This is a genomic window from Streptomyces melanogenes, assembly GCF_014649795.1.
GTDB lineage: Bacteria > Actinomycetota > Actinomycetes > Streptomycetales > Streptomycetaceae > Streptomyces > Streptomyces noboritoensis.
This window is the reverse complement of record NZ_BMTS01000040.1, coordinates 1-24223: the sequence shown is the minus strand read 5'-3', so window position 1 is coordinate 24223 and position 24223 is coordinate 1. Positions and strand designations below refer to the sequence as shown.

The 24223-nt window shown below is 68.0% G+C and carries 19 protein-coding genes and 5 pseudogenes; 6 read left to right on the top strand and 18 right to left on the bottom strand.

All coding sequences use genetic code 11. The features are described from left to right. Window positions 1-119: 119 nt before the first annotated feature. The gene (locus IE252_RS39885) at window positions 120-593 is read right to left on the bottom strand and encodes a hypothetical protein (protein ID WP_190094405.1); all 474 of its coding nucleotides are present in this window, start codon (window positions 591-593) and stop codon (window positions 120-122) included. Between the two features lie 760 nt (window positions 594-1353). Between IE252_RS39885 and IE252_RS39880 the strand changes: the two are divergent. After that, window positions 1354-2558: pseudogene (locus tag IE252_RS39880) on the top strand (IS110 family RNA-guided transposase). On the opposite strand, the gene IE252_RS39875 reads toward IE252_RS39880, so the two are convergent. Further along, window positions 2551-3036: a hypothetical protein gene (locus IE252_RS39875; RefSeq protein ID WP_190094404.1), complete on the bottom strand. Its 486-nt coding sequence runs from the start codon at window positions 3034-3036 to the stop codon at window positions 2551-2553. The pseudogene IE252_RS39880 and the gene IE252_RS39875 overlap by 8 nt on opposite strands. Before the next feature lie 499 nt (window positions 3037-3535). Here IE252_RS39875 and IE252_RS39870 point away from each other — a divergent pair, with 499 nt between their 5' ends. Next, window positions 3536-4465 (top strand): FG-GAP repeat domain-containing protein, encoded by a 930-nt coding sequence (locus tag IE252_RS39870; protein WP_190094403.1) that lies wholly within the window; start codon window positions 3536-3538, stop codon window positions 4463-4465. Between the two features lie 73 nt (window positions 4466-4538). Here the strand turns inward: IE252_RS39870 and IE252_RS39865 are convergent, their stop codons facing one another. After that, window positions 4539-5222: an InlB B-repeat-containing protein gene (locus tag IE252_RS39865; protein WP_190094402.1), complete on the bottom strand. Its 684-nt coding sequence runs from the start codon at window positions 5220-5222 to the stop codon at window positions 4539-4541. 3 nt (window positions 5223-5225) lie between these two features. Next, window positions 5226-6104, bottom strand: a complete 879-nt coding sequence (locus IE252_RS39860) for a hypothetical protein (RefSeq protein WP_190094401.1) — start codon at window positions 6102-6104, stop codon at window positions 5226-5228. Window positions 6105-6395: 291 nt separating this feature from the next. On the opposite strand from IE252_RS39860, the pseudogene IE252_RS44450 reads away from it, so the two are divergent. Further along, window positions 6396-6549, top strand: a pseudogene (locus IE252_RS44450) (helix-turn-helix domain-containing protein); the annotation flags it as partial. Between the two features lie 132 nt (window positions 6550-6681). Here IE252_RS44450 and IE252_RS39855 read toward each other — a convergent pair. Both IE252_RS39855 and IE252_RS39850 read right to left on the bottom strand, forming a co-directional pair. After that, a complete protein-coding gene (locus IE252_RS39855; protein ID WP_190094400.1) occupies window positions 6682-7617 on the bottom strand; it encodes a DUF4436 family protein in 936 nt (311 codons plus the stop codon). A 126-nt stretch (window positions 7618-7743) separates the two neighbouring features. Next, entirely contained in the window at window positions 7744-8292 is a 549-nt protein-coding gene (locus IE252_RS39850) for a hypothetical protein (protein ID WP_190094399.1), read from the bottom strand. 501 nt (window positions 8293-8793) lie between these two features. Here IE252_RS39850 and IE252_RS39845 point away from each other — a divergent pair. After that, a pseudogene (locus tag IE252_RS39845) lies at window positions 8794-9975 on the top strand (IS256 family transposase); the annotation flags it as partial. Window positions 9976-10087: 112 nt separating this feature from the next. Here the strand turns inward: IE252_RS39845 and ltrA are convergent. The 3 genes from ltrA to IE252_RS39830 form a co-directional block, all read right to left on the bottom strand. Further along, window positions 10088-11539 carry a group II intron reverse transcriptase/maturase gene (gene ltrA, locus IE252_RS39840; RefSeq protein WP_229849113.1) on the bottom strand — a complete coding sequence of 484 codons (1452 nt, stop codon included), beginning with the start codon at window positions 11537-11539 and terminating at the stop codon, window positions 10088-10090. Window positions 11540-12224: 685 nt separating this feature from the next. Continuing rightward, the gene (locus IE252_RS39835; RefSeq protein ID WP_190094398.1) at window positions 12225-12362 is read right to left on the bottom strand and encodes a hypothetical protein; all 138 of its coding nucleotides are present in this window, start codon (window positions 12360-12362) and stop codon (window positions 12225-12227) included. A gap of 203 nt (window positions 12363-12565) precedes the next feature. Beyond that, the gene (locus tag IE252_RS39830) at window positions 12566-13168 is read right to left on the bottom strand and encodes a hypothetical protein (RefSeq protein WP_190094397.1); all 603 of its coding nucleotides are present in this window, start codon (window positions 13166-13168) and stop codon (window positions 12566-12568) included. Between IE252_RS39830 and IE252_RS44070 the strand changes: the two genes are divergently transcribed. Continuing rightward, a complete protein-coding gene (locus IE252_RS44070; RefSeq protein WP_268248469.1) occupies window positions 13061-13777 on the top strand; it encodes a transposase in 717 nt (238 codons plus the stop codon). The genes IE252_RS39830 and IE252_RS44070 overlap by 108 nt on opposite strands. Here IE252_RS44070 and IE252_RS39820 read toward each other — a convergent pair. The 5 genes from IE252_RS39820 to IE252_RS39800 all read right to left on the bottom strand — a co-directional run bounded on the left by IE252_RS39820 (window position 13750) and on the right by IE252_RS39800 (window position 19503). After that, a complete protein-coding gene (locus tag IE252_RS39820) occupies window positions 13750-13974 on the bottom strand; it encodes a DUF397 domain-containing protein (RefSeq protein ID WP_190094395.1) in 225 nt (74 codons plus the stop codon). The two genes, IE252_RS44070 and IE252_RS39820, sit on opposite strands and share 28 nt — an antisense overlap. 350 nt (window positions 13975-14324) lie before the next feature. After that, a complete protein-coding gene (locus IE252_RS39815) occupies window positions 14325-14999 on the bottom strand; it encodes a hypothetical protein (protein WP_190094394.1) in 675 nt (224 codons plus the stop codon). Window positions 15000-15221: 222 nt separating this feature from the next. Next, window positions 15222-16079, bottom strand: a complete 858-nt coding sequence (locus IE252_RS39810; protein WP_190094393.1) for a helix-turn-helix domain-containing protein — start codon at window positions 16077-16079, stop codon at window positions 15222-15224. 509 nt (window positions 16080-16588) lie between these two features. Continuing rightward, window positions 16589-17833 carry a D-mannonate dehydratase ManD gene (gene manD, locus IE252_RS39805; RefSeq protein ID WP_190094392.1) on the bottom strand — a complete coding sequence of 415 codons (1245 nt, stop codon included), beginning with the start codon at window positions 17831-17833 and terminating at the stop codon, window positions 16589-16591. Window positions 17834-18057: 224 nt separating this feature from the next. Continuing rightward, complete coding sequence (locus IE252_RS39800) at window positions 18058-19503, bottom strand: gluconokinase, GntK/IdnK-type (protein ID WP_190094391.1); 1446 nt, start codon at window positions 19501-19503, stop codon at window positions 18058-18060. A 329-nt stretch (window positions 19504-19832) separates the two neighbouring features. Here IE252_RS39800 and IE252_RS39795 point away from each other — a divergent pair, with 329 nt between their 5' ends. Beyond that, complete coding sequence (locus tag IE252_RS39795) at window positions 19833-20063, top strand: hypothetical protein (RefSeq protein ID WP_190094390.1); 231 nt, start codon at window positions 19833-19835, stop codon at window positions 20061-20063. 515 nt (window positions 20064-20578) lie between these two features. Here IE252_RS39795 and IE252_RS43715 read toward each other — a convergent pair. The 4 genes and pseudogenes from IE252_RS43715 to IE252_RS39780 all read right to left on the bottom strand — a co-directional run. Then, window positions 20579-20806 (bottom strand): annotated as a pseudogene (locus IE252_RS43715) (hypothetical protein); the annotation flags it as partial. 92 nt (window positions 20807-20898) lie between these two features. Further along, window positions 20899-21429 carry a hypothetical protein gene (locus IE252_RS39790; protein WP_190094389.1) on the bottom strand — a complete coding sequence of 177 codons (531 nt, stop codon included), beginning with the start codon at window positions 21427-21429 and terminating at the stop codon, window positions 20899-20901. A 598-nt stretch (window positions 21430-22027) separates the two neighbouring features. Then, window positions 22028-23242: an FG-GAP-like repeat-containing protein gene (locus tag IE252_RS39785; protein WP_190094388.1), complete on the bottom strand. Its 1215-nt coding sequence runs from the start codon at window positions 23240-23242 to the stop codon at window positions 22028-22030. Between the two features lie 884 nt (window positions 23243-24126). Then, window positions 24127-24223 (bottom strand): annotated as a pseudogene (locus tag IE252_RS39780) (IS5/IS1182 family transposase); the annotation flags it as partial.

The following is a 24223-nucleotide window of genomic DNA, read 5'->3' as shown; positions in this document are numbered from 1 at the left end:
TCCCGCGCACGGCCTGGACGCCCGCCCGCCCGCCGGAACGTGACCGCGCCCGTTCCGGCGCCGCAACAGGCGGCTGCCAGCAGGAGGTGCCGCAGGAATCGGGGGCGGGTCCTGCCTGATCAGGCCCCGTCGGCCGACATCCTCTCCTCACGGGCCGCGACCCGGCCCAACGCCTGCTGCCACGTGCCCGTGTGCATCCGCGCCACCAGTTCCTCTGCCCGCTTGCGGGCAGCCCCCGCGCTGGCGTGTCCCTGCGGGTGAGGCAGGAGCGTGAACCACGCGTTCTCCTCGGCGAGCGGGGAGAAGAAGGCCAGGTACACCCGCCACGACGGGCGCGGCACCATCCGGTGGGCCACGAACAGCAGCCCCCGCCCGGCGAACAGGGTGCGGCCATACGTCTCGTCGACCAGGACGTGCTGGAAGAACGGGTGGCCCGCACGGCGTGCCGCGATCCGTACGTGCCGCAGATCGTCCGGACGGAAGCCTGCCTGCACCGGTAGCAGCCCGGCCACGGCGGCCTCACGGGTGTTCGCCACGCCGCCGGGGAAGGCATCGGCGTCCAGACGTCCCCGCGACCTCGGGATCCCTCCCACGCCGTCTCCCTCACGTATGCGACCGTTCGGATGTACGTACGCACCGCAGTCGACGGCCCCACGGCACCGCGCTCATGATGGCGCAGCGCGCCGCGCCCCGAACGCTCGGCGCGCCAACTCCCCACATCCCCACACCCACGTGCGTTATCTGGAACGGTCTCATCACGTCATGTGCGCTCCGTTCCGGTCACCGGCGCGTCGGACCGCCAGGACTGTCTCGTTCGGACATGCTGGTACGTACGCGGGGCGGCGTCGGTGGCACCGCCCCGCGCGGCGTGCCCGGTCGGCGGCCACTCGTGGTCGGTAAAACAGCCGTGGAAGCCGCCTCCTCCGGCTGCTCCTGACCGACCGTCACCGTGCCCGCCCGGCGGCAGCCGCGCGACCGTTCGCGACACCGGGGGCCGAACGGTCCCGCTACCAGCGGCACCGGCGCCACCGGGTGTGCGGGGCGGCGCGGTTCCCCTCCGCGCCGCCCCTTCGGACCCGGCCCGATGGCCGAGGGCGGGCGGGAGATCCGCCCCCCATTACCTTCTTCGTAGTCCCGCAACGGGACGACCGGCCTTCGGAGTTGGCATGACTACCTTCCCCTGTCGAGTGCATGGCCCGGGGGGTGGTGTCACCAGCTCCGAAGGCACTGACAGACCGCTGATCAGGGGCATGACCACCGGCTTCTTCGCAGGTCGGGAGGCTCTTCGTAATGTGGATGTGGCGATCAGTGCCGTGGCGAGGCCGGGTGAAACAGCACCGAAGGAACCACCACGTGATCGACATCAGCGACATCGACGTCTTCCTCGGCCTGGACGTCGGCAAGAGCGAACACCACGCCACCGCCGTGACACCGGCCGGGAAGAAAGCCTTCGACCGCAGGCTGCCCAACAGCGAGCCCAAGCTCCGCAAGGTCTTCGCCAAACTGCAGGCCAAGCACGGCACCGTCCTGGTGGTCGTGGACCAGCCGGCCTCCATCGGCGCCCTGCCCCTAGCGGTCGCCCAGAACATGGGCTGCCCGGTCGCCTATCTCCCCGCACTGACCATGCGCCGGATCGCCGACCTCTACCCCGGCGAGGCCAAGACCGACGCCCGCGACGCATTCGTCATCGCGGATGCCGCCCGCGCGATGCCGCACACTCTGCGCTCGGTCGACCTCGACGACGAGACCATTGCCGAACTGGAGATGATCGTCGGGTTCGACGACGACCTCGTCGGCGAGGCGAACCGCCTCTCCAACCGGCTTCGGGGGCTGTTCACGCAGGTCCACCCGCACCTGGAGCGGGTGCTCGGCCCGCGCATGCAACACCCGGCCATCCTGACCCTGCTCCAACGATTCGGATCCCCGGCAGAGATCCACGCGGCCGGACGGCTACGGGTCACCACCTTGATAGCCCCGAAGGCTCCCAGGATGGCGGCCCGTCTGAGGAGGAGATCTTCACCGCGCTCGATGAGCAGACTGTCGTCGTTCCCGGCACGGATGCGGCCGCATTGATCGTTCCCAGCCTCGCCCGATCGCTCGCCGCAGTGCTGGAACAGCGCCGGCTGCTGGAGAAACGGATCGGGCAACTGCTGGGAGCCCACCCTCTTTCGCAGGTCCTGATGTCGATGCCAGGCGTCGGCGTCAGGACCGCGGCCCGCCTCCTCATCGACGTCGGTGATGGCACCCGTTTCCCCTCCGCCGCCCACCTCGCCGCCTACGCCGGTCTAGCTCCGGCAACCCGCAGCTCGGGCACCTCCATCCGCGGTGAACAGCCCTCCCGCAGAGGAAACAAGCAGCTGAAGCGGGCCTTCTTCCTCTCCGCGTTCGCCGCCCTCGGCGACCCTGCATCGCAGGCCTACTACGACAAGAAGATCAGCCAGGGCAAGCACCACACCCAGGCACTGCTCTGCCTCGCCAGACGTCGAGCCGACGTCCTCTTCGCGATGCTCCGCGACGGCACCTTCTACCAACCCCGGGTGACAACCGCGGTCACCTGACCAGCGGCTCCGCGAGGAGGACTACCTGATCAGCCTCGACATCGAACCCAAGTACCGGATGGCCAGAGTCGCCCTCCGGATCCATCAGCACCGGCTTGCCCAAGCGCCGCCCGATCTCACCGAGGAAGCCACAGAACACATCCAGTCGCTCCTGACCCTGCAACTCCCGCAGATTGACGTCGAAGTCGATCTCGTCATCGGCATGGAAACGGAAGATCGCCAGCACATCAGCAGTCGGCCAAACCCGCAGGTCCGCGCACTCCGCATCCGCAGAGCGGGCCAGCACCACCTCCGCCCGAGGCACCGGAAGCACCGTCGCACCTTCGGAGTACCGGCACTCCCAGCCCCGCTCAACGACAAGATCGAGAACGGACTGCCAGTCCTCCACCGAAGCATCCGGGACACGCACATCCGGCAACGACCCCATCAGATCCGGATCGAAGAAACAGCTCACGTCGTCCCACAACAGATCAGCCACACCGCCATGCTGCCCGGCTCCCCGACCCAACGCAGCCCCATTTCCCTTGACCAAAGAGATAGGGGCACCCCCCCCGGGAGACGGCCGGGAGGACTCCGTTCGGCAACACCGTCGCGTCGCCGGGACATGGGTCCGGGTGCCTCCGGTCAGCATCGCAGGGAAGTGCCCGCTGCTGACCCAAGGGCCATGGCAGAACGTATCCGATCCAGCGCAGGTCATGAAGGATGCCCGGGCGCCCCTCTCCCTCGCCCGCGGGCGAGCGTGCCCGCGCAGCCGCGCCGTCGGCCTCCTGGACCGCCGCTGCCACATCGCCCACCCGGGTTTGGCGCGGACGAGCAGAGTCTCCCACGCATTCGCACACGCGAACATGCATACACTCGCGAAGAGGTGGACTGGAGTAAGTCCCACCGCGGGTGGGGAAAGTTGTCGCCGAGAGACAGATCCGCGACGCTTCCCAGGCGAAATCTGTCGCAATTCAAACAAAAAGAAGGGCACTTCCATGAGCCTTGCCCAGCGAGGACACGCCATCACGAGCACGCTCGTCGCCACCACGATCGCCGCCGCGCTGACCATGACCGCCAACAATGCGTTCGCGACAGGGAATCCACTGAGCGACGCCGCCGGGCGACGCGCTCAGGCCGAGGCCCAGCACCACACCTTCAACCGGGCAGCCACGCGCTACGAGGTCGAAACACCCACCTTCAGCATGACGGCGGTGGACAAGAAGAGCGGGAACCTCTACCTGTACCACCCGGACGGCATGGGCGGCTTCGCACCCCGCTACGACGTCGGAGTCGACTTCCGCCACGCGGCCGCCGTCGCGGACGTCGACAACGACAAGGACGGGGAGTTCGACGGCACATGGACGTTCGAGAAGAGCGGCCTGCTGACCTACACGTGGACTCAGGGCGATGACTCCTACACCCAGTCCATCGGCCGGGGCTGGCAGCACTACGGCAAGGTCCTCTCCCCCGGCGACATCGGCGGCGCCGAAGAGGCCGACCTGGTCGCCGTCGACAGGGCCGGTGTGATGTGGCGCTACCTCGGTTACGCGGACGGAACCCTCACCGCCCGCTCCAAGGTCGGCGGCGGCTGGGACCAGTACACCCAGATCGCCGGGCAGGGCGACCTGACCGGCGACGGCAGGTCCGACATCGTCGCCCGTGACAGGGCAGGCGTCCTGTGGCTTTACAAGGGCACCGGTGACCAGAAGGCGCCCTTCGCCCAGCGCACCAGGATCGGCGGCGGCTGGAACGCCTACAACCGCATCCTCTCCGTCGGCGATCTCGACGGCGACGGCCGCAGCGACCTCGTGGCCCGGGCCGACAACGGCGACCTGTACCGCTACTCCGGCAACGGCAACTGTTCGGACCCGTTCGACAACCGGACCAAGATCGGCTGGGGCTACAACATCTACAACCTCATCTGAGCGTGCCGGAGCGCGCTGGCGGAGGCTGTGCCGGGGCGGCCGGGCGCCCCGGCACACAGATCCTTCGCAGACGTCACAGGCGCGCGAAGAGGGCTCTGACCGTGTGGGCGCTGTTTATGGTGACCGTGGTCTGAGTGACGGTGAGGTCGTACCGGACACCATCGGCCTCCCACCCCACCAGCCGGTAGCCGCAGTCGGGACGGGCGTTGAGGCTGACGACGGTTCCCGGGCGGTAGGGACCGTACGTGGAGGGGCGCACCGTCCCGCCGGGGGAAGCCCCGAGCGTGAGGGCGTAGCGCTGGCGGTCGGTCCTCAGTGCCCGGTATCCGGCGACGATGGGTGTGGTCAGCCGGGCGACCGCGGCGTTGTTGTTGTCCTGGTCGCCTAGCGGCTGACCGGCCCAGGTGTTCTCGGTGTTGGAGTACTGGTTCACCGCCGCGCAGGGTTGCCCGCAGGCACTGGAGTACGCCATAAGGGTGTGGAAGCGGCGGTTGGGAGTGATGTAGCCGGTGCTGTACGGAGTCGTCAGGTAGGGGCGGTAGTCCTGGCCGTTCAGCTGCTGGGTCAACGTGGCACGGTCGTGGAAGAGGCCCAGGTTGTGGCCCACCTCGTGGCCGAAGTTGTACCAGTTGACGATCGACTGCACATCGACCACCGAGAAGGCCTGGTCGTCGCTGCGCGAGCTGATCGGCATCGGGAGGTTCGCGTGCCCGGAAGAGCCGTTGGTCACGTCGTTGATGACGGAGAGCAGGCCCACTCCTTACTGCTCGCGCAGCTCTGCGGCCCGCGCGCCCAGCTGGGTGTCGTAGCGGTCCTCCAGCCGCGACAGCATGGTCGTGGCGGTCTGGTCGCCGTAGTAGCCGGTGTTGTACCAACCGATCACGTCCACACTCGCCTGCACGTCGCTGTCCGCGAACGCCCGGTTGATGTACGACTCGGCGAGCCCGATGCGCGACACCATGGCCTGTTCACCGCCGACGCGCTGGGCCACGGCCGGGGTGTAACCGACGATCATGTCGATCACGACCGGGCCCTTGGAGGACACGGCGCCGAGCCGGCGCACTGTCTGCCGCACGGACTCCGCGGCGGCGGGGACGGGCTGTTCGAAGTCGGCGTCGTCGCCCGTGGGCGCGGGGCGCCGCGCCGGGTCCTCCTCGGTCACCCTCAGCCAGCCGGGCCGGTCGCGCAGGACCGTGACGCGGTATGCGCGCTCGCCGAGGTCGAACTCCGCGTCGATACCGACCTTCCTCGCGTCCGGGTGCTCAGCGCACAGGCCCGTTGCCGACAGCGTCACCTTCTGTTCGGGTCTGGTGCGCAGATGGCCGGTCCGAGTCAGCGAGGCTCCGTCGTATTCCCGTCCGTCTTCGACGACGCCGGGGCGCACATCGCGGAACAGGTCGAAGAAATGCTGGCGCGCGGGGTGGAACGAAGGCTCCGTGACGGCGGGTCGGTGGCACAGCCACTGGTACTCGGACAGGTCCAGCCGGACGGCGCGCTCGCGCAGGACCTCCTCGGCGCCGGGACCGGGCGGGTGCGGGTGCGCGGCGGCGGCCGGTCCCGTACCGACCAGCGGCAGAACGAGTGCGGCCGTGCAGACCGCGACCGGACCGAGACGCAGCATGCGACGGTGGAAGCTCATACGACAAGAAGCTCGGGATTCCCGTCGCGGGTCCGGCCGACACGCACGGCCCGTCCCGCGTTCACCTGACCGGCAGAAGGATTCCTGTCGTGCTTTTACCTGATCGGCAGTGATCCTGCGAGCCGGCGACGGATGCCGTCCCGGGCGCGGCGGCAACGGTGTGCTACGCGGTTGTCCTCGCCGGGGTGTCCTGGCCGGTTGCCCTACCAGCCGTCAGCGCGACATCGTCGACCTGCCGTGCCAACAACGGCAGACCGAGACCGCCGCCGCCGAGGGCGTAGGCAGGGGCACATCGACGCCCGGATCGCCCTGGAGGCGAAGCGGATGCTCGCGCACACCGCGTGACCCGTGGCAGCGATCGGGCGGCGGCTGGGCTTCTCCGAGGCGACCAACTTCAGCAAGTTCTTCACCCGGGTCCGGACTGGCGCCCGGGGCGTTCCGCCAGGCGCTCACGGCCGACAGGTCAGGCGGGCCGCTACTGGGGCGAGCCGCGGCGCTCCAGTCCGCAGAGGTGGGCGGGGATCGCGGGCACGCGTGGCTCGGTCTGCGCTCCCCGTTCCTGGTTCGCGGCCCCCGCTCAGTGCTCGGCCGGGCCGTCCGCACCGGCGCCGTGGCCGTCGGTGTGGTGGTCGGGGTGGACCTCGGGCGCCTCCTGCGTCGTCGTCCCCCGCTCCGCGAGGATTCCGGTCACGGCGACCGCGACCAGGGAGGCCGAGATGATCGCCTCGGCCCACAGGAACGCCGCGTAGTCGAGGAGGCAGCCGATGGGCGGCCCGCCCGGGGCGGCGTTGCGGAAACCGGCCAGGGCGAACAGGGTGGCGGCCATCCACCCCATCGCGGGCCACACCAGACCCCGCCGCTGATCGATGATCACCCAGCTGGCCCCGAGCACCGCCAGGGCGAGCCCCCACATGACGAGCATCATGAACCAGGCCATGATGAACGTGGCCCGGGAGCGGCTGACGCGTACGTCGAAGACGGCGTAGCCGCCTCCCTCCGCCTTGCCCACGACAGCCGGTTTGAAGAAGGCGTCGACGTCGCGCATCGAGACGGCGACGGGGACCTCCCGGCCGCCGGCCGTGGCGGCGAAGCCGATTTCCGTGCGGTAGCTGTCGAACGGGTAGTCGGACACGGAAGCACCGTCCAGGCTGACCTTCAGGTCCTGGTACGAAATCTGCCGGCCGGCCCGGTACTCCAGGCTTCCCCGGATGAGCGACGACGTCTCCACCACCAGGTCGGCGGCGGGCGTGTACGGGTCCCCGTGCCGGCGCAGCCCTGCGCCGGGCAGGACCAGCACCCGCAGGGTCAGCTCCCGTGCCACCGGGTCGACCTTCTGCACACTCGTCTCGACGAGCACTCCGTCGGCCGCCGCGGTGTCGCCGACGGAGTGCTCCTGCTGCCGCGTGTCGCGCTCGTCGAAGTAGAGCACCAGCCCGAGAGCGGTGGCGCACAGAATCACCACGAGCGTGAGCACGTGGTAGACGAAGCGCCTGCCGGGGCGAGAGGGGGCCATATGCGAAGGAATACACCGCGGCCGCGCGGTCGGCTCCCGGGCGGGGGCCGAGTGTGCACCGGTGCACGGCGGGGCTGCGGGGGCAGCCAGGCGACCAGGGCGTCAGCCCGTCGCCGCCCTCACGGCTCAGACGCGGACGCCGACTTTGAGTTCGACCTGGTTGTTGTCCGCACGCAGGTCACCCCAGACCGAGAAGACCTGGGCGCAGCCGCCCGGGTAGTCGCGAACGCCGTCCGTGGTCACGGGCGGGTTGGGGGCCATGCCGTTGGGCCTCAGGCCGATGTTCACCGGGCGGGTGACCGGTGCGTGCAGCTTGAGGACGCAGGTGGCCGTGGTCTGGGTGAAGGAGCACGAGGTGTAGTGGAAGGCGGGGTAGTCCGCGTCCGGGCCCGGGTCGACGGAGGTGATGTCCATCCCCTCGGGCGCGGTGATCTGCAGGGTGTAGTCGGTGCTTCCGGCGTTGATGTTGTAGGCACCGGTCTGCACGATGAGGGTCCCGCCGCTCGGCGGGATCACGGCGGCCTGGTCCTGGCGGACGAAGAAGTCGGTCTGCGGCCAGGGCTGGGGCGGGTTGGCCCATGCGCTCTGCGCGGGCGCCAGCATGAAGCCCAGCGCCGCGACGCCGGCCAGGGCCGCGGTCCGTTTCCTGGTTCCGCCTCGAAGAGGTCTGGACATGGAGAACCCTTTCTGGTGCCCGGGCCCGGCTCGGCGGGATGCACCGCCTGGATGAGGACTTGGGGCGGGGCACCCGGAGGACCGCGCCTTCTTCATATCTTCACCACCACTGCGACGGCGAGGCGCTCCGGGCGCGTTCGCTTGGTCCGGTTGGCCCAAGAAAGCGCGACGATCGGACGATGCGCCGACCGGGCCGTCCACCGGAGTCGGTCGTACGGTCTGCCGTCTCGACGCTTCGACTCCTGGCCCGCACCGGCCCGCCGTGCTGCCGGATCTGCGTGCACGACGCGTCGGTACGGGCCGTCTCGCGTCCCGGGCGGGGCGTACGGACCGGACGGGACGACAAGAGCGCTCTGAGGTTCCCCCGGCGTGCGGGAGGTGCTGATCAGCTGGTCAGAGCGGGGTCTGTACGCTCACCGGTGTAATTGATGATCATGGAAGAGACATCAAGTGACTGACACCGTGACCGAGTTCGTTGCCGCCGGTGACGAGGCGGAACCGTTGCTGGAGAGCGCGGCGGTCGAGCGGAAGCTCATCGACCAGCTCGTCGAGCAGGCCCGGAGCAAGGGGCTGCAGCTGACCGGCGAGGGCGGGCTGCTACAGCAGCTGACCAAGACGGTTCTGGAGTCCGCCCTGGAGGGCGAGATCACCGACCATCTCGGCTATGACAAGCACGACCCGGCGGGCAAGGACGGCGGCAACTCCCGCAACGGGAAGCGGTCCAAGACGGTGTTGACCGACGTCGGACCGGTCGAGATCGACGTGCCCCGTGACCGGGACGGCTCCTTCGAGCCGGCCATCGTCAAGAAGCGGCAGCGACGACTGACTGGCGTCGACGAGATGGTGCTCTCGCTCTCGGCGAAGGGCCTCACGCACGGCGAGATCTCGTCGCACCTGGCCGAGGTCTATGGCGCGAACGTGTCCAAGACGACCATCAGCACGATCACGGACAGCGTGACGGGCGGCATGGCGGAATGGTCCAACCGGCCGCTGGATCGCGTCTATCCGGTCGTCTTCATTGACGCCATCAATGTCAAGATTCGCGATGGCCAAGTAGCGAACAGGCCCATCTATGTGGCGTTGGCGGTCACCGCTGAAGGGCACCGCGACATCCTCGGACTGTGGGCCGGAGACGGCGGAGAGGGCGCGAAACACTGGCTCCGCGTCCTGTCGGAGCTCAAGAACAGGGGCGTTGACGATGTCCTGATGCTGGTCTGTGACGGGCTGAAGGGGCTGCCGGACGCGGTCGGTGAGGTCTGGCCTCGTACCGTTGTGCAAACGTGCGTCGTTCATCTCCTGAGGGCGTCGTCCCGTTACGCGGCCCGCCAGGACTGGGACAAGATCGCGAAGGCGTTGAAGCCGGTCTACACCGCGCCGACCGAGGACGCGGCCACCACTCGGTTCCTGGAGTTCGCCGAGGTCTGGGGGAAGAAGTACCCGGCGATCGTCCGGCTCTGGGAGTCCAGTTGGGCCGAGTTCACGCCCTTCCTCCAATTCGATGCGGAAATACGCTGGATTGTGTGTACAACCAACAGCATCGAGAGCGTCAACGCACGCATCCGCAAGGCCGTCCGCGCCCGCGGGCACTTCCCGACGGAGCAGGCCGCTCTCAAATGCGTGTACATGGCCATCATGTCCCTCGACCCGACCGGGCAGGGACGCAAACGCTGGTCACAGCGATGGTTGAGTCGGCCCGGAGCGCGGTGTCGGCATTGCTGCCGGTCCGTTTCCCCGGGCCGCTCGCCGAACCCGGCGTGCGCCTCTCGACGCACCGGGCTCTCCACGGTCTCTGCCGTCAGGCGTGGTCGGGGCATCCCCATGGGGTTGGGATCTTCGTTCCCCGGTATCGGTAACGGGTGACCGTCACAGATGCCGGGTTGAACAGTTCGATCCCGTTCATCGACATTGGCAGCCACCGCCCGGAAGCAGTGGTGAAATGCCGACGGAACTCTCCCCAATGCCAGCGGTGCAGCTTCCTCAGCCACCGGATCACTCGCCAATTGGCGAAATGCCGCAGATGATTGAGGGTGTGGCTGCATACCGCATGGCGGAAGTAGTTCACCCAGCCGCGCATCATCTGGTTGATCCGAGTCAGCACAGCCGCGGGGTCTGCCTGCGACACCCTGTGTGTCAGGGCACGAATCTTCGCCTTGATCGCTTTGATGGGACGTTCGGCGATAAAGGTGTAGACGTACCACTGGTCCGTACCTCGCTTGCGGCGCCACCGGATGTGGAACCCCAGGAAGTCGAACCCTTCCCGCATATGCACCACCCGTGTCTTGGCCTGCGAGAGCCGCAAGCCCAACCGGGCCAGTACACCGGCGAGTTCTTCGCGCAGGGCAACTACGTCGGCCTCGCAGCCGTGCACGAGCACGACGAAATCGTCCGCGTAGCGGACGATGCGCCAAGTCGGCAGGCCCTTGAAGCGGCGGTAGTTCCGCCGTCCGGTCCTCGACATCACCCCACCCGGCCGCCATGGCGCCATGACATGCTCATCGAGCACATGCAAGGCGATGTTGGCCAGCAGTGGAGACAGAATGCCGCCTTGCGGCGTGCCGGTGTCGGATTCCTTCAACGCGCCGTCCTCCGCAAGGATTCCGGCCTTCAAGAACGCTTTGACCAGCAGCAGCACGCGCTTGTCCTTGACTCGCAACCGGACCCGGTCCAGCAGGGCCGTGTGATCGATGGAGTCAAAGCACGCCTCGATGTCCGCATCCAGCACCCACCGGTACCCGGCGGTGCCGAAGTGGTGGATCTCGGCGATCGCATCGTGAGCGCGCCGCATCGGCCGGAACCCATAGGAGACGGACAGGAAGTCGGCCTCGAAAACGGGCTCCAGGGCCAGTTTCAATGCAGCCTGGACGACCCGGTCCGCGATCGTGGGAATGCCCAGTTTCCTGAGTTTCCCCGACCCGCCGGGCTTGGGGATCATACGCTCGCGCACCGGCAGCGGACGGAAAGTCCCTGTCTTGAGCGCTGTCCGCAGATCCTTCAGGAACCCGGGCACTCCGATGCGTTCCTCTACCTCGGCGGCCGTCAGGCCGTCCACGCCAGGGGTGTTCGCACCGTGGTTACCCGCGACCCGGTCGAACGCCACGATCAGCGTCGCCGGGTCGTGCACGAAGTTGAACAGGTCATCGAACCGGCGGCCAGGGTCGGCCGCCGCCCAACGGTGAAGCTTGGCCTGCATCTCCGATACCCGCTGGCGCGGCCCGGCGGGCAGCTCCAGCGGTGCACCGGCGTTCACCGGTGCGTCTTTCGGTCTTGCAGCATCTTCATCTCCTCGATCCCGCTGCCGCCCTTCCCCATGCACCGGGCTCTCCCCGGCTCGGAGTACTACGGCGGCTCCGCCCCGCGTTCCGGCCGGTCGGCCGACGACGGACCCAGCCCGGCCCGCCGTGCTGGACGCACGGTGCCGGGCAGACCGGAGGCGGTTCCCGTGTTCACTGTGATTCGCTCGTCGAAGGAGGAGCCCGACTCTGCCCCAGCGGCCTCGCTGCGAGTACGCCGCAGACCTTCCCCGCAGCCTCCCGGTCACCGGCTTCACGACTCCCGGAGAGTTCCCCGCCACCATGGCGGGTGCGCGCCGCTCCCGGCCCAGATCCACCAGGTTCGAGCCGGTAAAGCGTTGAGGGGCGTTACGACATCGGTTCCTCGCGTACTCCTCTCCGACCCGCTCACCGGACCCACACCATCTGGTGGTTCTGGCGCACCCCGGCTTTGTCAGGACTGCTCCCACCCGGCCCCGGCGTCTCCTGGGGCGGGCTGTCCTCAGCTCCTACCGGACCGCTGCGACGGCCCGGCGGCAGTGGTCTTTCACCCCCGCTCGAATCAACAGCGCCTCACGGCGCACGAAGGGCACCATGAACGCCTTCGACCTGGCCTTCGACGGCCGCCTCACCGCAGGCCAACTCTAGCCACACCAAACCCAGTTACACCGCAGGCTGTACAGACCCTGCCTGGAGGCGGGCGAAGGCCGTCTTGCTGAGGCGGCGCGGGTTGTAGTCGGCGGGGCGCAGCCGATCGAGCGGGTCCGCCTCGTGGAACGTCGTGGTGGGCTCCTTGCTCATGCGGTGTCGCCCTCCTGGTGGGATTCCTGGAGGACGTGCCAGCCGAAGCCGAGGTCGCTGTTGGTGTCGTCCACGAACTTCGCGTAGATGGCGTTCAGGGCTTCGACTTCTTCGGAGGTAATCCGGACGCGCTTGGACTCCCATCGTGGTCTTCCATTCGGGCTCTCGATCCTGAGTGTCGGATGGTTTCGTCACCCTCGACGCTAGGAGCGGGAGCCCTCCTGCTCATCGGCGCGCGACGCGGCCGCGGAGTCGCGGCCGCGCCCCGGCGCACGCCCCACCGGTGGCTCGGCGTCCCGCGACGCGAACAGCCCCGGCGAGACCTCCGCGATCCAGCCCCGCTCCCTGAGCCGCTTCAGCTTCGAACGAAAGCCCTCCACCTTGGACTTGTCCGTCGACAGCCCCAGCACGGAACACAGCTGATGGGCCCGCAGCGGATGCACCGCATCGGCGAGCACTTCCACGATGTCCGCGTATGCCTGCGGCAGTGCCTCCACCCCGAGCTCAGCCGACCACGGCGGCACCAGCCGCACCCCCACCGGCGAACCGACCTCGAACGCCTCCGCCTCCACCGCGGCGGCTGCCCCGTCCGATGCCTCCGGCCCCGCCGTGCCGTCCGGCCCGGTCACCGCACCGTGCCCGGAAAGGATCTCCGTCATCGTCTCCCGCGTGATCTCCAGCCGGGACACCACGGACTCCTGCTCGGCCAGCCGCTCCATCAACTCCCCGATCTGCCCGCGGAGCTCCGAGATCTGCTGACGTGCACGAGCCTCGCGTCGATCCAGCTCCTCCAGCCACGAAACCATCGCCACCCCCAAGGCCCCAACCCTGGACACGACGATCCGGCAAACCAACCCGATCAGCAACGACCCAGATCAGAAAGGCTCACTGGAGAGCAGCCACACCCATCCGCGATACCCGGTGGATTCACCCTGGATGACTTCCTCATCGACACCGCAGCCTCCACGGCGACCTGCCCCAACGGTCACACCGCACAGTTGAGCGGCATCCAGAGCGACGGCAGCCGGGTCGCCACGTTCACCACCGTCTGCCCGGCCTGCCCGCTGCGGCACTGGTGCACCCACGCCAGACGCGGACGCCAGGTCCGCGTCCCGCACGGTCATGAAGCACAGGCCGCAGCCCGCTACCAGGCCGCCATCGACCGCCTCTGGCAGGACGAATACCGCCGCTGGCGCCCCATGGTCGAGCGCGGCATCGCCTGGCTCGCCACCCGCGGAAACCGCAGACTCCGCTACCGCGGCACCCTGAAGAGGCAGGACCAACCACCCGCTGGCTGCCCACGGTTGGCCACCCCCACACCGAAGTTACCCGAAACCCGCAGGTCATCGAGCTACAGCACGGTTCACGACCACGCTCCCAACACCGATCACCAGTCACAAGATCTGAGGCTGTAGTACCAGTCTTCCTTGAGGCCGTGGATGAAGCTGATCCAGGCTGAAAGGCAAAGATGTGCGGGTCCGATACTTATCATATTCGAGTCGCGAATGAGGATCTCCGTTGCGGACCGTTTGACTTCAACGCAGTTGCCAGCCCCTTGGTTGGTGTATGTACTTTTCCGCCACGTCGGTCCGTCCCGGCCAGGAGCCTCCACCCGGCACCTCCTGTCAGACTTGCCGGCCAGACTTGCCGGCCAAGGAAGACCGTCTTCCGTAACCCGGAGGGCGATCTCAATGAGCGGAAGGATGAAGTCATTTCAGTATCTGCGGCGAGGTGCGGGTCAGCCAGATGCCGGGAACCGGCCGAGGAGAGGAGAGAACTATGATTTATCGCCCTATAGCTACCCGTTGGGGTGGGCGTGTCTGTCTTTTGACCGAAAGTGATCGCTCCTTGCCCTGTACGGGTCCCGGCGGGCGGGACAGGTGTGTGGTAAGGCTGAGGCCTGCGTGTTGCGTGTAGCGCTTGCGAGGCTGGGGCAGACGGGTGGTCTGCTCCACGTACTCTTCAGTCCATTCCCCATTCGTGCCGCAGTGCCGCTTGCGTGTCCGTGAGGGTGCGTGTGAGGTTGTCCGCGGCGCGGGCTTGTTCTGCGGCGCAGGCGAACAGCGCCTGCCACCGGGCTGGCGGGCCTGCTCCTTCTGCGCTGTCGAGCACAGCCGCCGCGGGGAGGAGGTGGGTGTGCACGCTGTCGAGGCTGTCGGCCAGGCTGGACAGTGCGGCCTGCAGTCGGCCCGGCGCGTAGGCGGCGTACTGCTCGGCAGCCTTCCTGGCATGGAGGAGTTCTGCCGTCTCGGGATCATCGGCGTGGAGCCTGCGCCTGCGTATCTCGTATTCGATCCTGCCAACGGACACCAGGAGATCGTCGATCCGCCGGTAGTGCGGCGTCCACGCGGTTCGGTTGGCGATCTTTTTGTCGCGGAGCTCGTTCTCGGCGCGCAGGGCTGCCTGCCTGGCTTCGGCGGCGGCACGGTCCTGCCGTCGGTCGCGTTGGCCCTGGGTGAGCGTTCTGTGAGTGGCGCGCAGGGTGACCCCCGCGCTGATGCCTGCGGCCACCAGGCTTGAGACAACGGTGATGTACCACGGCAGCGTGCTGGTCGTCTGGGCCTCGGCGCCGTCGGTGGCGGCCGCGCTGCCGGCGGCAGCGCCGATGACCAGCCCTACGGCCAGTGCGACCGTCACCCCAGTCCTGAGTGTGACCCTGGCTGCGGGTGACTGCGTCAGGGACGGATCCGTTCGGGCGCGGGTAGGCAGAGACGTGGGACCGCGCGCTCCCTGGGCGCTAAACTGCACGATGAGCCCTCCTGTCTGAGTTGTATGCGACGGTCGGAGTGGTTTGCGATAGGGAGCCCTCGACGATGCTTGCCGGCTGGGACGAGACGGCTCCCTATCGCCTTTTGCAGGTCACCCGTATGCAGCGGTCACCTTCCTGACGAATTCCGGGGAGATCTCTTCCGCATATTCCCCCTCAACGATCCAGAAGTCCTGCAGGTAGTCGGAGGGTTTCCTCCGGTCAGCCATGGGGGCCTTCTCGCTAAGGATGAAGTTGCCATCCGGGTTCTCCAGGTAGGCGACGATGTCATCGTTTGCGTCGGAGAACTCGAAGATCATGTAGGAGGATCGAAAGCTCGGGTAGGTGCCACGGGCAAAGGGCACCACCATGATGTGCACATGGGGCAGCGCGTTGAGCTCCAGCAGACGCTCCAGCTGCGGCCTCATGAGAGCCTCGCTGCCTACGACCCTGCGCATCGCAGTCTCGTCCAGGATGAAGAACAGCTGGGTCTTGTCGTTGCCGTGAGCACGCTTTTGACGTTCCATCCGCAGGTTGACCCACTGGTCCTGCAGTCCGTCGGAGTTGTCGATAAGCGCTAGAGCATAGTCCCGCGTCTGCAGCAGCCCCGGGATCAGGTTCGACTCGAAGTTCCGCATGATGGAGGCGGAGGTCTCGTAGCCGAGATAGGAGGAGAAACCCGATGTCATCGTCCTGCTATAGCGCCCCCACCAGGGCTGCTTCCGTGACGCCAGAACCATCCCGGTCAGCTCGTTGACCTGCTCCTGATCGGTGACCTCGTACAACTGCAGGAGAGCCCGGAGGTCGGTGACCGAGATCCCGACATCCCCGGCCTCCATACGGATGACCTTGGAGATGGACCAGACGAGTGCGTCCACCACATCCTTCTGGGTCTTCCCGGCGGCCTCGCGGATCGCGCGGAGCCTACGACTGAGCCGCCGCTTCGCGAACTGCGGATCTTGATCGGCCACGGTGCTTCCTCTCCATCTGGCTAGCAGGTGGGCAGCGACCTTCCCATCGGCATGGCATCAATCCGGTGCATGCAACCCGATAGTCAGTCAGATGCCTTGAGCTGTATGCCAGTTCGTCGTCTGCTACCTGTCACTCAAACCATAGAACACGGACCGTTCTAATCCAAACACGGTCCGTTACTGAAGTGAAGGGACGGACGGAAGCGGACGATGGGCCCGCGCGAGCGTGCTATAGACCCTGTCCTGGCGGAACTGGCCGCTGGTTACCGGCCCGGCGAGGCGCCGCCGGCACATCTCCACACTACGAGGGGAGGGACAGTTCGACGCCTCGCCTGTACTGCCCCGACCCGCCCCTGCCATGCCGTCGGCTGTCCTGATGGCGATACCGGCGCACGGTGGGGACAGTGTCGGAGGTGCCCGCAGGCCGGACTGGTACGGCGGCACTCACGGGCTACGCGAGCAGCACGGCGGAGCGATGCGCGGGGGCCGGTCGCGTCCCGGCGCCCGGATCACCAGTCGTGGACGGTCCCGTCACTCAGCCTGTTCACCGGGAGGTACGCCGGTTGGTACGGGAAGTGGGCGGCCGCCTCTGTGTCGAGGTCGACGCCGAGGCCGGGGGTGTCGGACGGATGCAGCAGTCCGTCCTCGAACCGGTAGGAGGTGCGGAAGACATCCAGGGTCTGCGGGGAGTGCCGCATGTACTCCTGGATGCCGAAATTGTGCACGGCGAGGTCCAGATGGAGCGCGGCGGCCATGCCGACCGGGGAGATGTCGGTGGGACCGTGCATGCCGGAGCGGATACCGTAGACGGCCGCGAGGTCGAGTAGCTTCTTCATCGCGGTGACCCCGCCGGTGTGGGTGGCCGCGGAACGCACGTAGTCGATGAGCCGTTCGCTGAGCAGCGTGGTGTAGTCGTGGACGGAGTTGAAGACCTCGCCGATGGCCAGTGGGGTCGTCGTGTGGTGCCGAATCAGGCGCAGGGCCTTCTGGTCCTCTGCCGGGGTGGCGTCCTCCAGCCAGAACAGGTCGTACGGCTCCAGGTCACGGCCCAGCCGGGCGGCCTGAATGGGTGTCATCCGGTGGTGGCCGTCGTGGAGGAGCGGCAGCTCCGGGCCGAACTCCGACCGTACGGCCTCGAAGACGGCGGGCAGGTGCCGCATGTAAGCGCGGGTGTCCCAGGTCTCCACGATGGGCCGCAGCCGCCCGCCACCGACGACACGGCGCGCCGGCTCGTAGTCGTAGCGCTCTCCACCGCCCGCGCTCGACGCGGCGACGCCGTACACCGAGTCCAGGCCGGGGACCCCGGTCTGGATGCGGATGGCGCGGTAGCCCAGGGCCAGGTGGGCGCGTACCGAGTCGAGCAGTTCCGGTACGTCGCGGCCGGAGGCGTGTCCGTAGGCCAGGGCGCCGGTACGACACGCGCCGCCGAGGAGCTGGTACAGGGGCATTCCGGCGTACTGGGCCTTGATGTCCCACAGCGCGGTGTCGACGGCCGCGATCGCCGCCATGGTCACGGGGCCGCGCCGCCAGTACGCACCGCGGTAGAGGTACTGCCAGGTGTCCTCGACGCGGGCGGCGTCCTCCCCCAGGAGGAGTGGTACGACGTGCTCGTCGAGGTAGGCGCGTACGGCCAGTTCGCGGCCGTTGAGCGTGGCGTCGCCGAGACCGGTGACACCGTCCTCGGTGGTGATGCGCAGGGTGACGAAGTTCCGTCCGGGACTGGTCACGTTGACTTCGGCGGACTTGATACGCATGAGGGGTCCCCCTTTGTGTGCGGCTCTCTGCGGCTCTCTGCGGCTCTTTCCGGTGCGTTCGGTTTTCGGCGGGGCGGTGCGGATGCGGTGTGCGGTGCGGTTCGCGCCGGATGCGGTCGTGGTGGTGGACGGGATGTAGTGATGGACGGGTGCCCGTCCCGCTCGGGGCTTGGCGTGGCCTGCCGGTGGGCCGCCGGGTGTGGGTGGTGGGGCCGGGGCCCGGGTCAGCGTGTGCGGGCCCGGCCGGCCAGTCTGGTCTGGATCTCGGCGACGATGCGTTCGACCTGCAGGGTCGCGTCGATCGGCATGCCCGCCTCGTCCTTCTCCAGCGGTTCTAGGTCCTCGAACTGTGACGCCACCAAGGAGGCGGGCATGTAGTGCTCCTCTCTGGCCGTGACGCGGGCCGTCGCCGTGTCCTCGTCGAGTACCAGATGCACGAAGAAGGTGTCGGGCTGCGCCATGCGCAGCAGTGCGCGGTAGATGCGTTTCAGGGAGGAGCAGGCGACCACCAGTCCCTCCTCCGGATCCGTCTGCCGCAGGCGGTCCCCGATGGCGGACAGCCACGGGCTGCGGCTGCGGTCGTCGAGCCGTTCGCCGCGTCTGAGGGACTCCACGTTGCGCGCGGGGTGGAAGTCGTCCCCCTCCTCGAAAGGCGCCCGGAGCGATTCCGCCAGGTACCGGCCGACGGTGGACTTGCCGGACCCGCAGACCCCCATGACGACGACGGGAGCCCGCCGGGCCTGAAAGAACGGGGCCATGGCGTTCCGGAACCCGTCTCGGTAGGCGCTGGGCAGGCCGTTCGTGTTGAACTCCTCCAGCGCCGCCCGCAGCCGTGTGCGGATACCGGGATGAAGCAGCTGTCCGCTGCGGATCTCGGCGAGGAGTGCCTCCGCGAAGGCCTCCGCGGCCGTCGGCAGTCCCTGGTCGACGGCGTATGCCAGGGCCATGTGCAGCCACATGGCGATCGGCTCGGGCCGGGTGGGGTATTTCTGGACGGTCCCGGCGCCGACGACGGCCGGCCGGGGCATGACGACGGTTTCCTCGTGCGCTCCCGCCCAGTCCCTATCGATCCTGTGGTTCATCGCCATGACGACCGGGTCGGAGAGGTGTACGAAGAGTTCGTTGCGCGAGCCTGCCAGCAGGGTCCGGTGGAACGCGGCGTCCACGTCCCGGAAACGCCGCCGGATCGGTACGCCCTCCACCGTCCGCCCGAAGTCGGGGTGCTCGCTGAGAGCGAAGAGGGTGCGGGCGCGGCTGGTGAGGTCGTGGCAGGTACCTGCAGACCGGCTCAGCGCGGCCAGCCGAGCCGCCCGGGGTTCGAGCACCTCCCGCAACTCGGTGAGCGACCGCATCTGGCTGTCGGGCGCCACCTCCAGGCGCCACTCGATTACGTCACGATCGAGCAGGTCCCAACGTCCCAGCGGCTGCACGGTGGCGCCGATCCGCGGCTGCAGATTGACCAGGCCCTTCTGATGCAGCGCCTGCAGGGCCTCGCGGGCCATGGGCCGGGTGGTGCCGAACTCCTGGACGACGGTGTCGACGGTCAGGTGCTTATCGCGGGGTTTACCGCCTTCGACGATCTGGCAGCCCAAAAGTTTGACCACCTTGGCGGTGGACCCCCGCGACGCGTCCTCGGAGCCTTCGGGCAGGTCTTCTGTGGGACCAGTCATGCCAGCAACGCTAAATCACAGCACCGATCTGGTCAGCTCTCTGAGTCGAGCCAGAGGGAGCAGTGGGGGCCGTACCGGCGCACTGAGGGGCGTACGAGGCGTAGTCTCCGCCCTTTTACACCCCTCCACCTCTCTTATGGCACATCAAGAAGCTTCTCTGGTACAGGTCAGAGGCCTAGCTTATTCACACATTACTGGTTGCTCCAAAGACAGCTGATGCATCGACCAGGGTGAAAAGGTATTCGTCACCGCACCGGAAGCAGCGCGCGGCGGCCGGTCAGGGGCCGCCGGAACCCATCTCGTCTCTCACGCGACCACAGGAGGGCTCCATGCCCGAACCGACTTCACCTCCGCCCCTGCCCCCGCCCTCAGCCCCGCCGGACCCGGCCGCACCCGAGCGGTTGTCACTGCGCTGGGCGCTCATCCTGTTGGCCGCGATCGTGGCAGGGCTCGTCGCAGGGCTGCTGACGTTCGCCCAGACCCACAACTGGCCCGCCGCCGTCACGGCGGCGCTGGCCGCGAGCGGAGCGGCGCTGATGGGCCTGCCGCCTCTGGTGTGAGGGAGAACCGGCCTCTTCCCAGAGGAGCCGGCCTCTCTGCCGCGTCATCCGGTCGCTCGTACCGCCGCATCGGTCAGGGCGGTCTCGGTGGCCGTTGCGCCACGTCGTGCGTCTCCCGGCACGGACTTCCGCGGCCTGCTCGTAGTCGGCCACCTCGTCAAGAACCTCGCGCGCCGTGACGCGGGCCCCTCCAACTGCACCAGACGCTCCTCGGCCGTCTCCAGCTGCTCAGTCAAGTCAGCTATCTGAGCCCGCAGTTCGGACACCCGCTCCCGCGCCGCGGCCTCGCGTTGCTCCAGTTCCTCGATCAACGAGGCCAACCGGACCACCCCCTCGTCTCCTGCCCGAAACGGTAGAAGCACCCCGGCCCCGCCACCAGACCACCAGGACGAAAGCCCAGCTCAGCCAGCCCCCACCCAGTCACTCAGGAAGAGCCGCACCCAAACAGCTTCAACCATGAAAAACTGAACAGAAGACTCGGCCGCACCCCACCATCTCGTGAGAAAGCTCACTCCTCACTTCAACAGGGCAACTATTTCCAGACATGACGCAGCGTTGCGGAAACGGACACCCGTGGGCAGGACGCGGGCAGCCGAGATCGGACTGACCAGATCCTTCGTCACGGGGAGGCACTCGGAGAGCAGTTCGACGACGTCGCGCCAGGATCGCTGCGCGTGCCGTGGGTGGTAGCCGACGCCGGGGACCACGGGGCGGTCGACCGGCGACTGGCGGAGGGCGTGCAAGGTGAAGGCGCACCGGCGGCCCGCCCACTGGGCCCGCCACGAGGCACAGGGCTCCGCAGGCGCGTTACCTTCCGGCATCCCGCGGGCTGTGTCTATCGCTGAGTCCCTCCGGGTGCGGGTCCGGCGGGGATAAACGCGGCTACGTAGCTCTCAAGTCCCTCGTGGACCCATTCCTTGCGGCGCATCGCGGCATCCTGCCGGGCCCAGGAGTCCTGGCGGCCTTTGGCGTACACGTGCACGGCGTAGATCGAGGCCGGATTGAGTTGCAGGGCTGGGGCGTGCCCCTGGCCTCCGGTCAGCCAGCCCGCAGCCGGTACTGCCGGGCCGGTGGTGGGCCCCCAGAGGCTCATCTGGCCGCTGTCCAGCGGCCGATAGGGCCAAATGCCGAGCAACTGCCAGTCCTGCGCCTGCTGGACGGGCTCGGTCTCGGCCAGCATGAGCGTCACCCAGGCGTCGTGGGACTGAACGCAGCTGACAACAGTGAGCTGCCCCGGGGTGATGATCACAGGCTCGTCGGTGCAGAAGTCGGGTAACTGGTCAACACCCGCCCACTCACTCCCGAGGTGCTCACTGATGTAGAAGTGCGAGTACTCGATGCTGACAACGCCGCTGACTTTGTCCATCTCCCGACCGTATGCCGCCATCACCGCAGGGCGTGCTCAACTTGTTCATGCCGTGACGCCACCGCAGGCGCTACTGGCGGGGAACGCAGAACTCGCCGTCGAGCATGGTGCCCGGTGCACGGCTTCGGTCATGGGCTCTGTGAGTTCGGGGAAGTCGCGGTCGAGGGGGCGGCCGGAACGGGCAACGGCCGCGGCGCGCTCACCAGGCCACGATGCCGCGCCACCACAGGCATCGGCGGGGGCGCGCCTGTGAGAGGCCGACAACGGCCGGACAAGAGCCACGCGCGACCAAGGGCCGGCGCATGATGCCGGGTGACAAGGTGATCATTGCCTCGGTACCGTCGGGAGGCGCCCGGAGTGGCACACGACGGACGGCAGATCACGGTGGCGATCCGCTCCGAGACGAACTGGGGTACGTGCCCTACCGACTCCACGCGAGGTCACCAGGTGGCCGACCCGAATTGGAACCTGCACACCGACCCGACTGCGGGCTAGTACCGCTCCGCCCCCGCCGGGTACGGAGCCCCGGCCCTCATGGCCCTCGGGCCCTAACCGTGATCACGGCCAGGGCCCGAGGCGTTTGTGCGCAGTCCGTGGATCAGAACAGTGCGTCAGAATCTTCCACGTACCCGACAAGCGTGCCCGGGGTGAGGCGTCCGCCCTTGAGGCCGTGGTAGACCCGTACGTCGGTGTAGTCGCCGTTCTTGGTGGCCAGGAGGTCGGGGTGGCCGTCGCGGTCCAGGTCACCGATGCCGATCAGTGTGGTGAAGCTGCGCCAGCCGCCCGTGCCGATCATCGTGCGGTTGTTGAAGTTGCCGCGGCCGTTGCCCGGGTAGAGCCACAGCCTGCCGGAGGTGTCGCTGACGACGAGGTCGTTCCTGCCGTCACCGTTCAGGTCGCCCGGCGCTGCGAAGGCGTCCATCGCGTTCCAGCCCCCGCCAACAAGCCGCCGGTCCCCCAGTGAGCCGCGGCCGTTGCCGGGATACAGCCACAGCCTGCCGCTGGTGTCCCGGGCGAGCAGGTCGCCCTTGCCGTCCCCGGTGAGGTCGCCAGCGGACTGGAGGCGGCTCATGCTGTTCCAGCCGCCCCCGATGAGCCGGCGCTCCCCGAACGAACCGCGGCCGTTGCCCGGGTACATCCAGAGCTTGCCAGTGGTGTCCCGGGCCAGCAGATCCTCGGTGCCGTCGCCGTTGAGGTCGCCGTGGCGGGTCAGAGCCGTCATGGACTTCCAGCCACCACCGATCAGCTTCCCGGTGGAGCCGCCGGGAAGGAACCACAGACGGCCCACGTAACTGCGGTGGAGCAGGTCCGGGCGACCGTCACGGTTCAGGTCACCGAACGCCTGGGCCGGGCCGTTGTCCGGGACCTCGGTGTAGGACCAGTCCACGGGTTCGGCGCGGCCTTCGCACTCCCGCAGGGTGTGAGCCCAGCGCACCGAGCCGAGGTTGTTGTCCAGGTGGCTGTTGTTGTCCGTGTAGGAGGACAGGTTGACTCCCACGTTCCCGGAGTAGCTCAGCAGGACATCATGGACGGAGTCGAGGACTTCATAGTTGGTCCGGCTGTAGAGGCAGGCCTCCCCGTAGCCGGTGCGGTTGATCACCGAGGACGCCCTGGACCGCCAGGAGCCGAGGTTGGACTGCGGCGTCGTGTAGGAGACCATCGCGCCCTGGCCTTCGGCGCCGTCGAAGACGCAGAACCGGCCCTGGGGGCAGCGGTCGAAGCCGGACGCGGCCTGGGCCGGGACCACCGAGGTCGCGGCAAGCCCCAGGGCGGCGGCCGTCGACACCAGGGCGGCACGCAGCGAGATACGCATAAAAAGGTTCCCCCCTCAAGGAACAACTCCTGCCGACACGCGCGCGCAGGAGGAGTCACACCTTATGCCGACCACCTCGACGTTCCGCTCCGGCCCCCCTCCCCCGGCTACGCGCGCACGGGCGGGCGCAGCAGCGTGCGGTCCGCCGGACACCGGGGCCGCACGCGCCGATGGCCGGCCCGAGCAGGCCACACCGCCCCCCTTGCCGGCATACGCCGGATTCCGGTTATGCCGACCTGTACCCTCTCCAGACTCCCGTGACCTGCGAACTCCCGAGCCATTCCTCCACAGAGCACTCCCGAGGCTCTCGTAGTAGCTTGGCCAAGCTCTACCAGTGGGGAACCGGGACGCCTGGTGCGACCTCGGTCCCGCGCGCCCTTGAGGGAGGCGAGTCCAGTGGTCGGGTGGCCGAGGCCCCCTCCGGCCACCCGACCTTCACCTTTTAGACAGGTCGGCTGGCGGGCCAAGTCGGGCACTCACGCGTGAGTCCACTCCAGTTGGCTCATATCCCTGGCGTGCCACGCGCAACATGGTCAGCTCCGCGAGTGGTTGTCGGACAGACGTGGATCTTGTCGAGATGCTGGACAGCTGGGTGTTGCCGGTGTGGGGGGTGTTGGTTCGATAGCCGTCGGCGCGGTTCGTGCCGACGGTTGCTCGCGGCAGGGTTTCGGCTGTTTTGCGCGCTTGGGGTGTCTGCCGCACCTCGGCCGGGGCACAGTTAGGCTCCCGACATCCTTTGGAGGTGCGGATGAAGTTACGCAGGGTACTCATCCTGTCCACGGCGGTTGCGCTGTTGCCTCTGGGCACGGCGGCCGCTCACGGTGAGGGAGAACCCGCCGGTTCGGTCACGACGGCTGCCACCTCGCAGTGAGCCTTATCCAACCTCACGCTGACGCGTGATGAAGGACCAGAACTGCCTGGACGATCGCGGTGATGCGGTTGGTGCTGCAGCGGAGCTTCCGCAGGAGGCGCCAGCCCTTC

Coding starts and splice junctions, on each gene's coding strand:
- IE252_RS39830 (WP_190094397.1), bottom strand. CDS start 13,168: ATGGTTTCGTGGCTGGAGGAGCTGGATCGACGCGAGGCTCGTGCACGT.
- IE252_RS39855 (WP_190094400.1), bottom strand. CDS start 7,617: ATGGCCCCCTCTCGCCCCGGCAGGCGCTTCGTCTACCACGTGCTCACG.
- IE252_RS39800 (WP_190094391.1), bottom strand. CDS start 19,503: ATGACTGGTCCCACAGAAGACCTGCCCGAAGGCTCCGAGGACGCGTCG.
- IE252_RS39870 (WP_190094403.1), top strand. CDS start 3,536: ATGAGCCTTGCCCAGCGAGGACACGCCATCACGAGCACGCTCGTCGCC.
- IE252_RS39835 (WP_190094398.1), bottom strand. CDS start 12,362: ATGAGCAAGGAGCCCACCACGACGTTCCACGAGGCGGACCCGCTCGAT.
- manD (WP_190094392.1), bottom strand. CDS start 17,833: ATGCGTATCAAGTCCGCCGAAGTCAACGTGACCAGTCCCGGACGGAAC.
- IE252_RS39785 (WP_190094388.1), bottom strand. CDS start 23,242: ATGCGTATCTCGCTGCGTGCCGCCCTGGTGTCGACGGCCGCCGCCCTG.
- IE252_RS39795 (WP_190094390.1), top strand. CDS start 19,833: ATGCCCGAACCGACTTCACCTCCGCCCCTGCCCCCGCCCTCAGCCCCG.
- IE252_RS39790 (WP_190094389.1), bottom strand. CDS start 21,429: ATGGACAAAGTCAGCGGCGTTGTCAGCATCGAGTACTCGCACTTCTAC.
- IE252_RS39850 (WP_190094399.1), bottom strand. CDS start 8,292: ATGTCCAGACCTCTTCGAGGCGGAACCAGGAAACGGACCGCGGCCCTG.
- IE252_RS39860 (WP_190094401.1), bottom strand. CDS start 6,104: ATGAGCTTCCACCGTCGCATGCTGCGTCTCGGTCCGGTCGCGGTCTGC.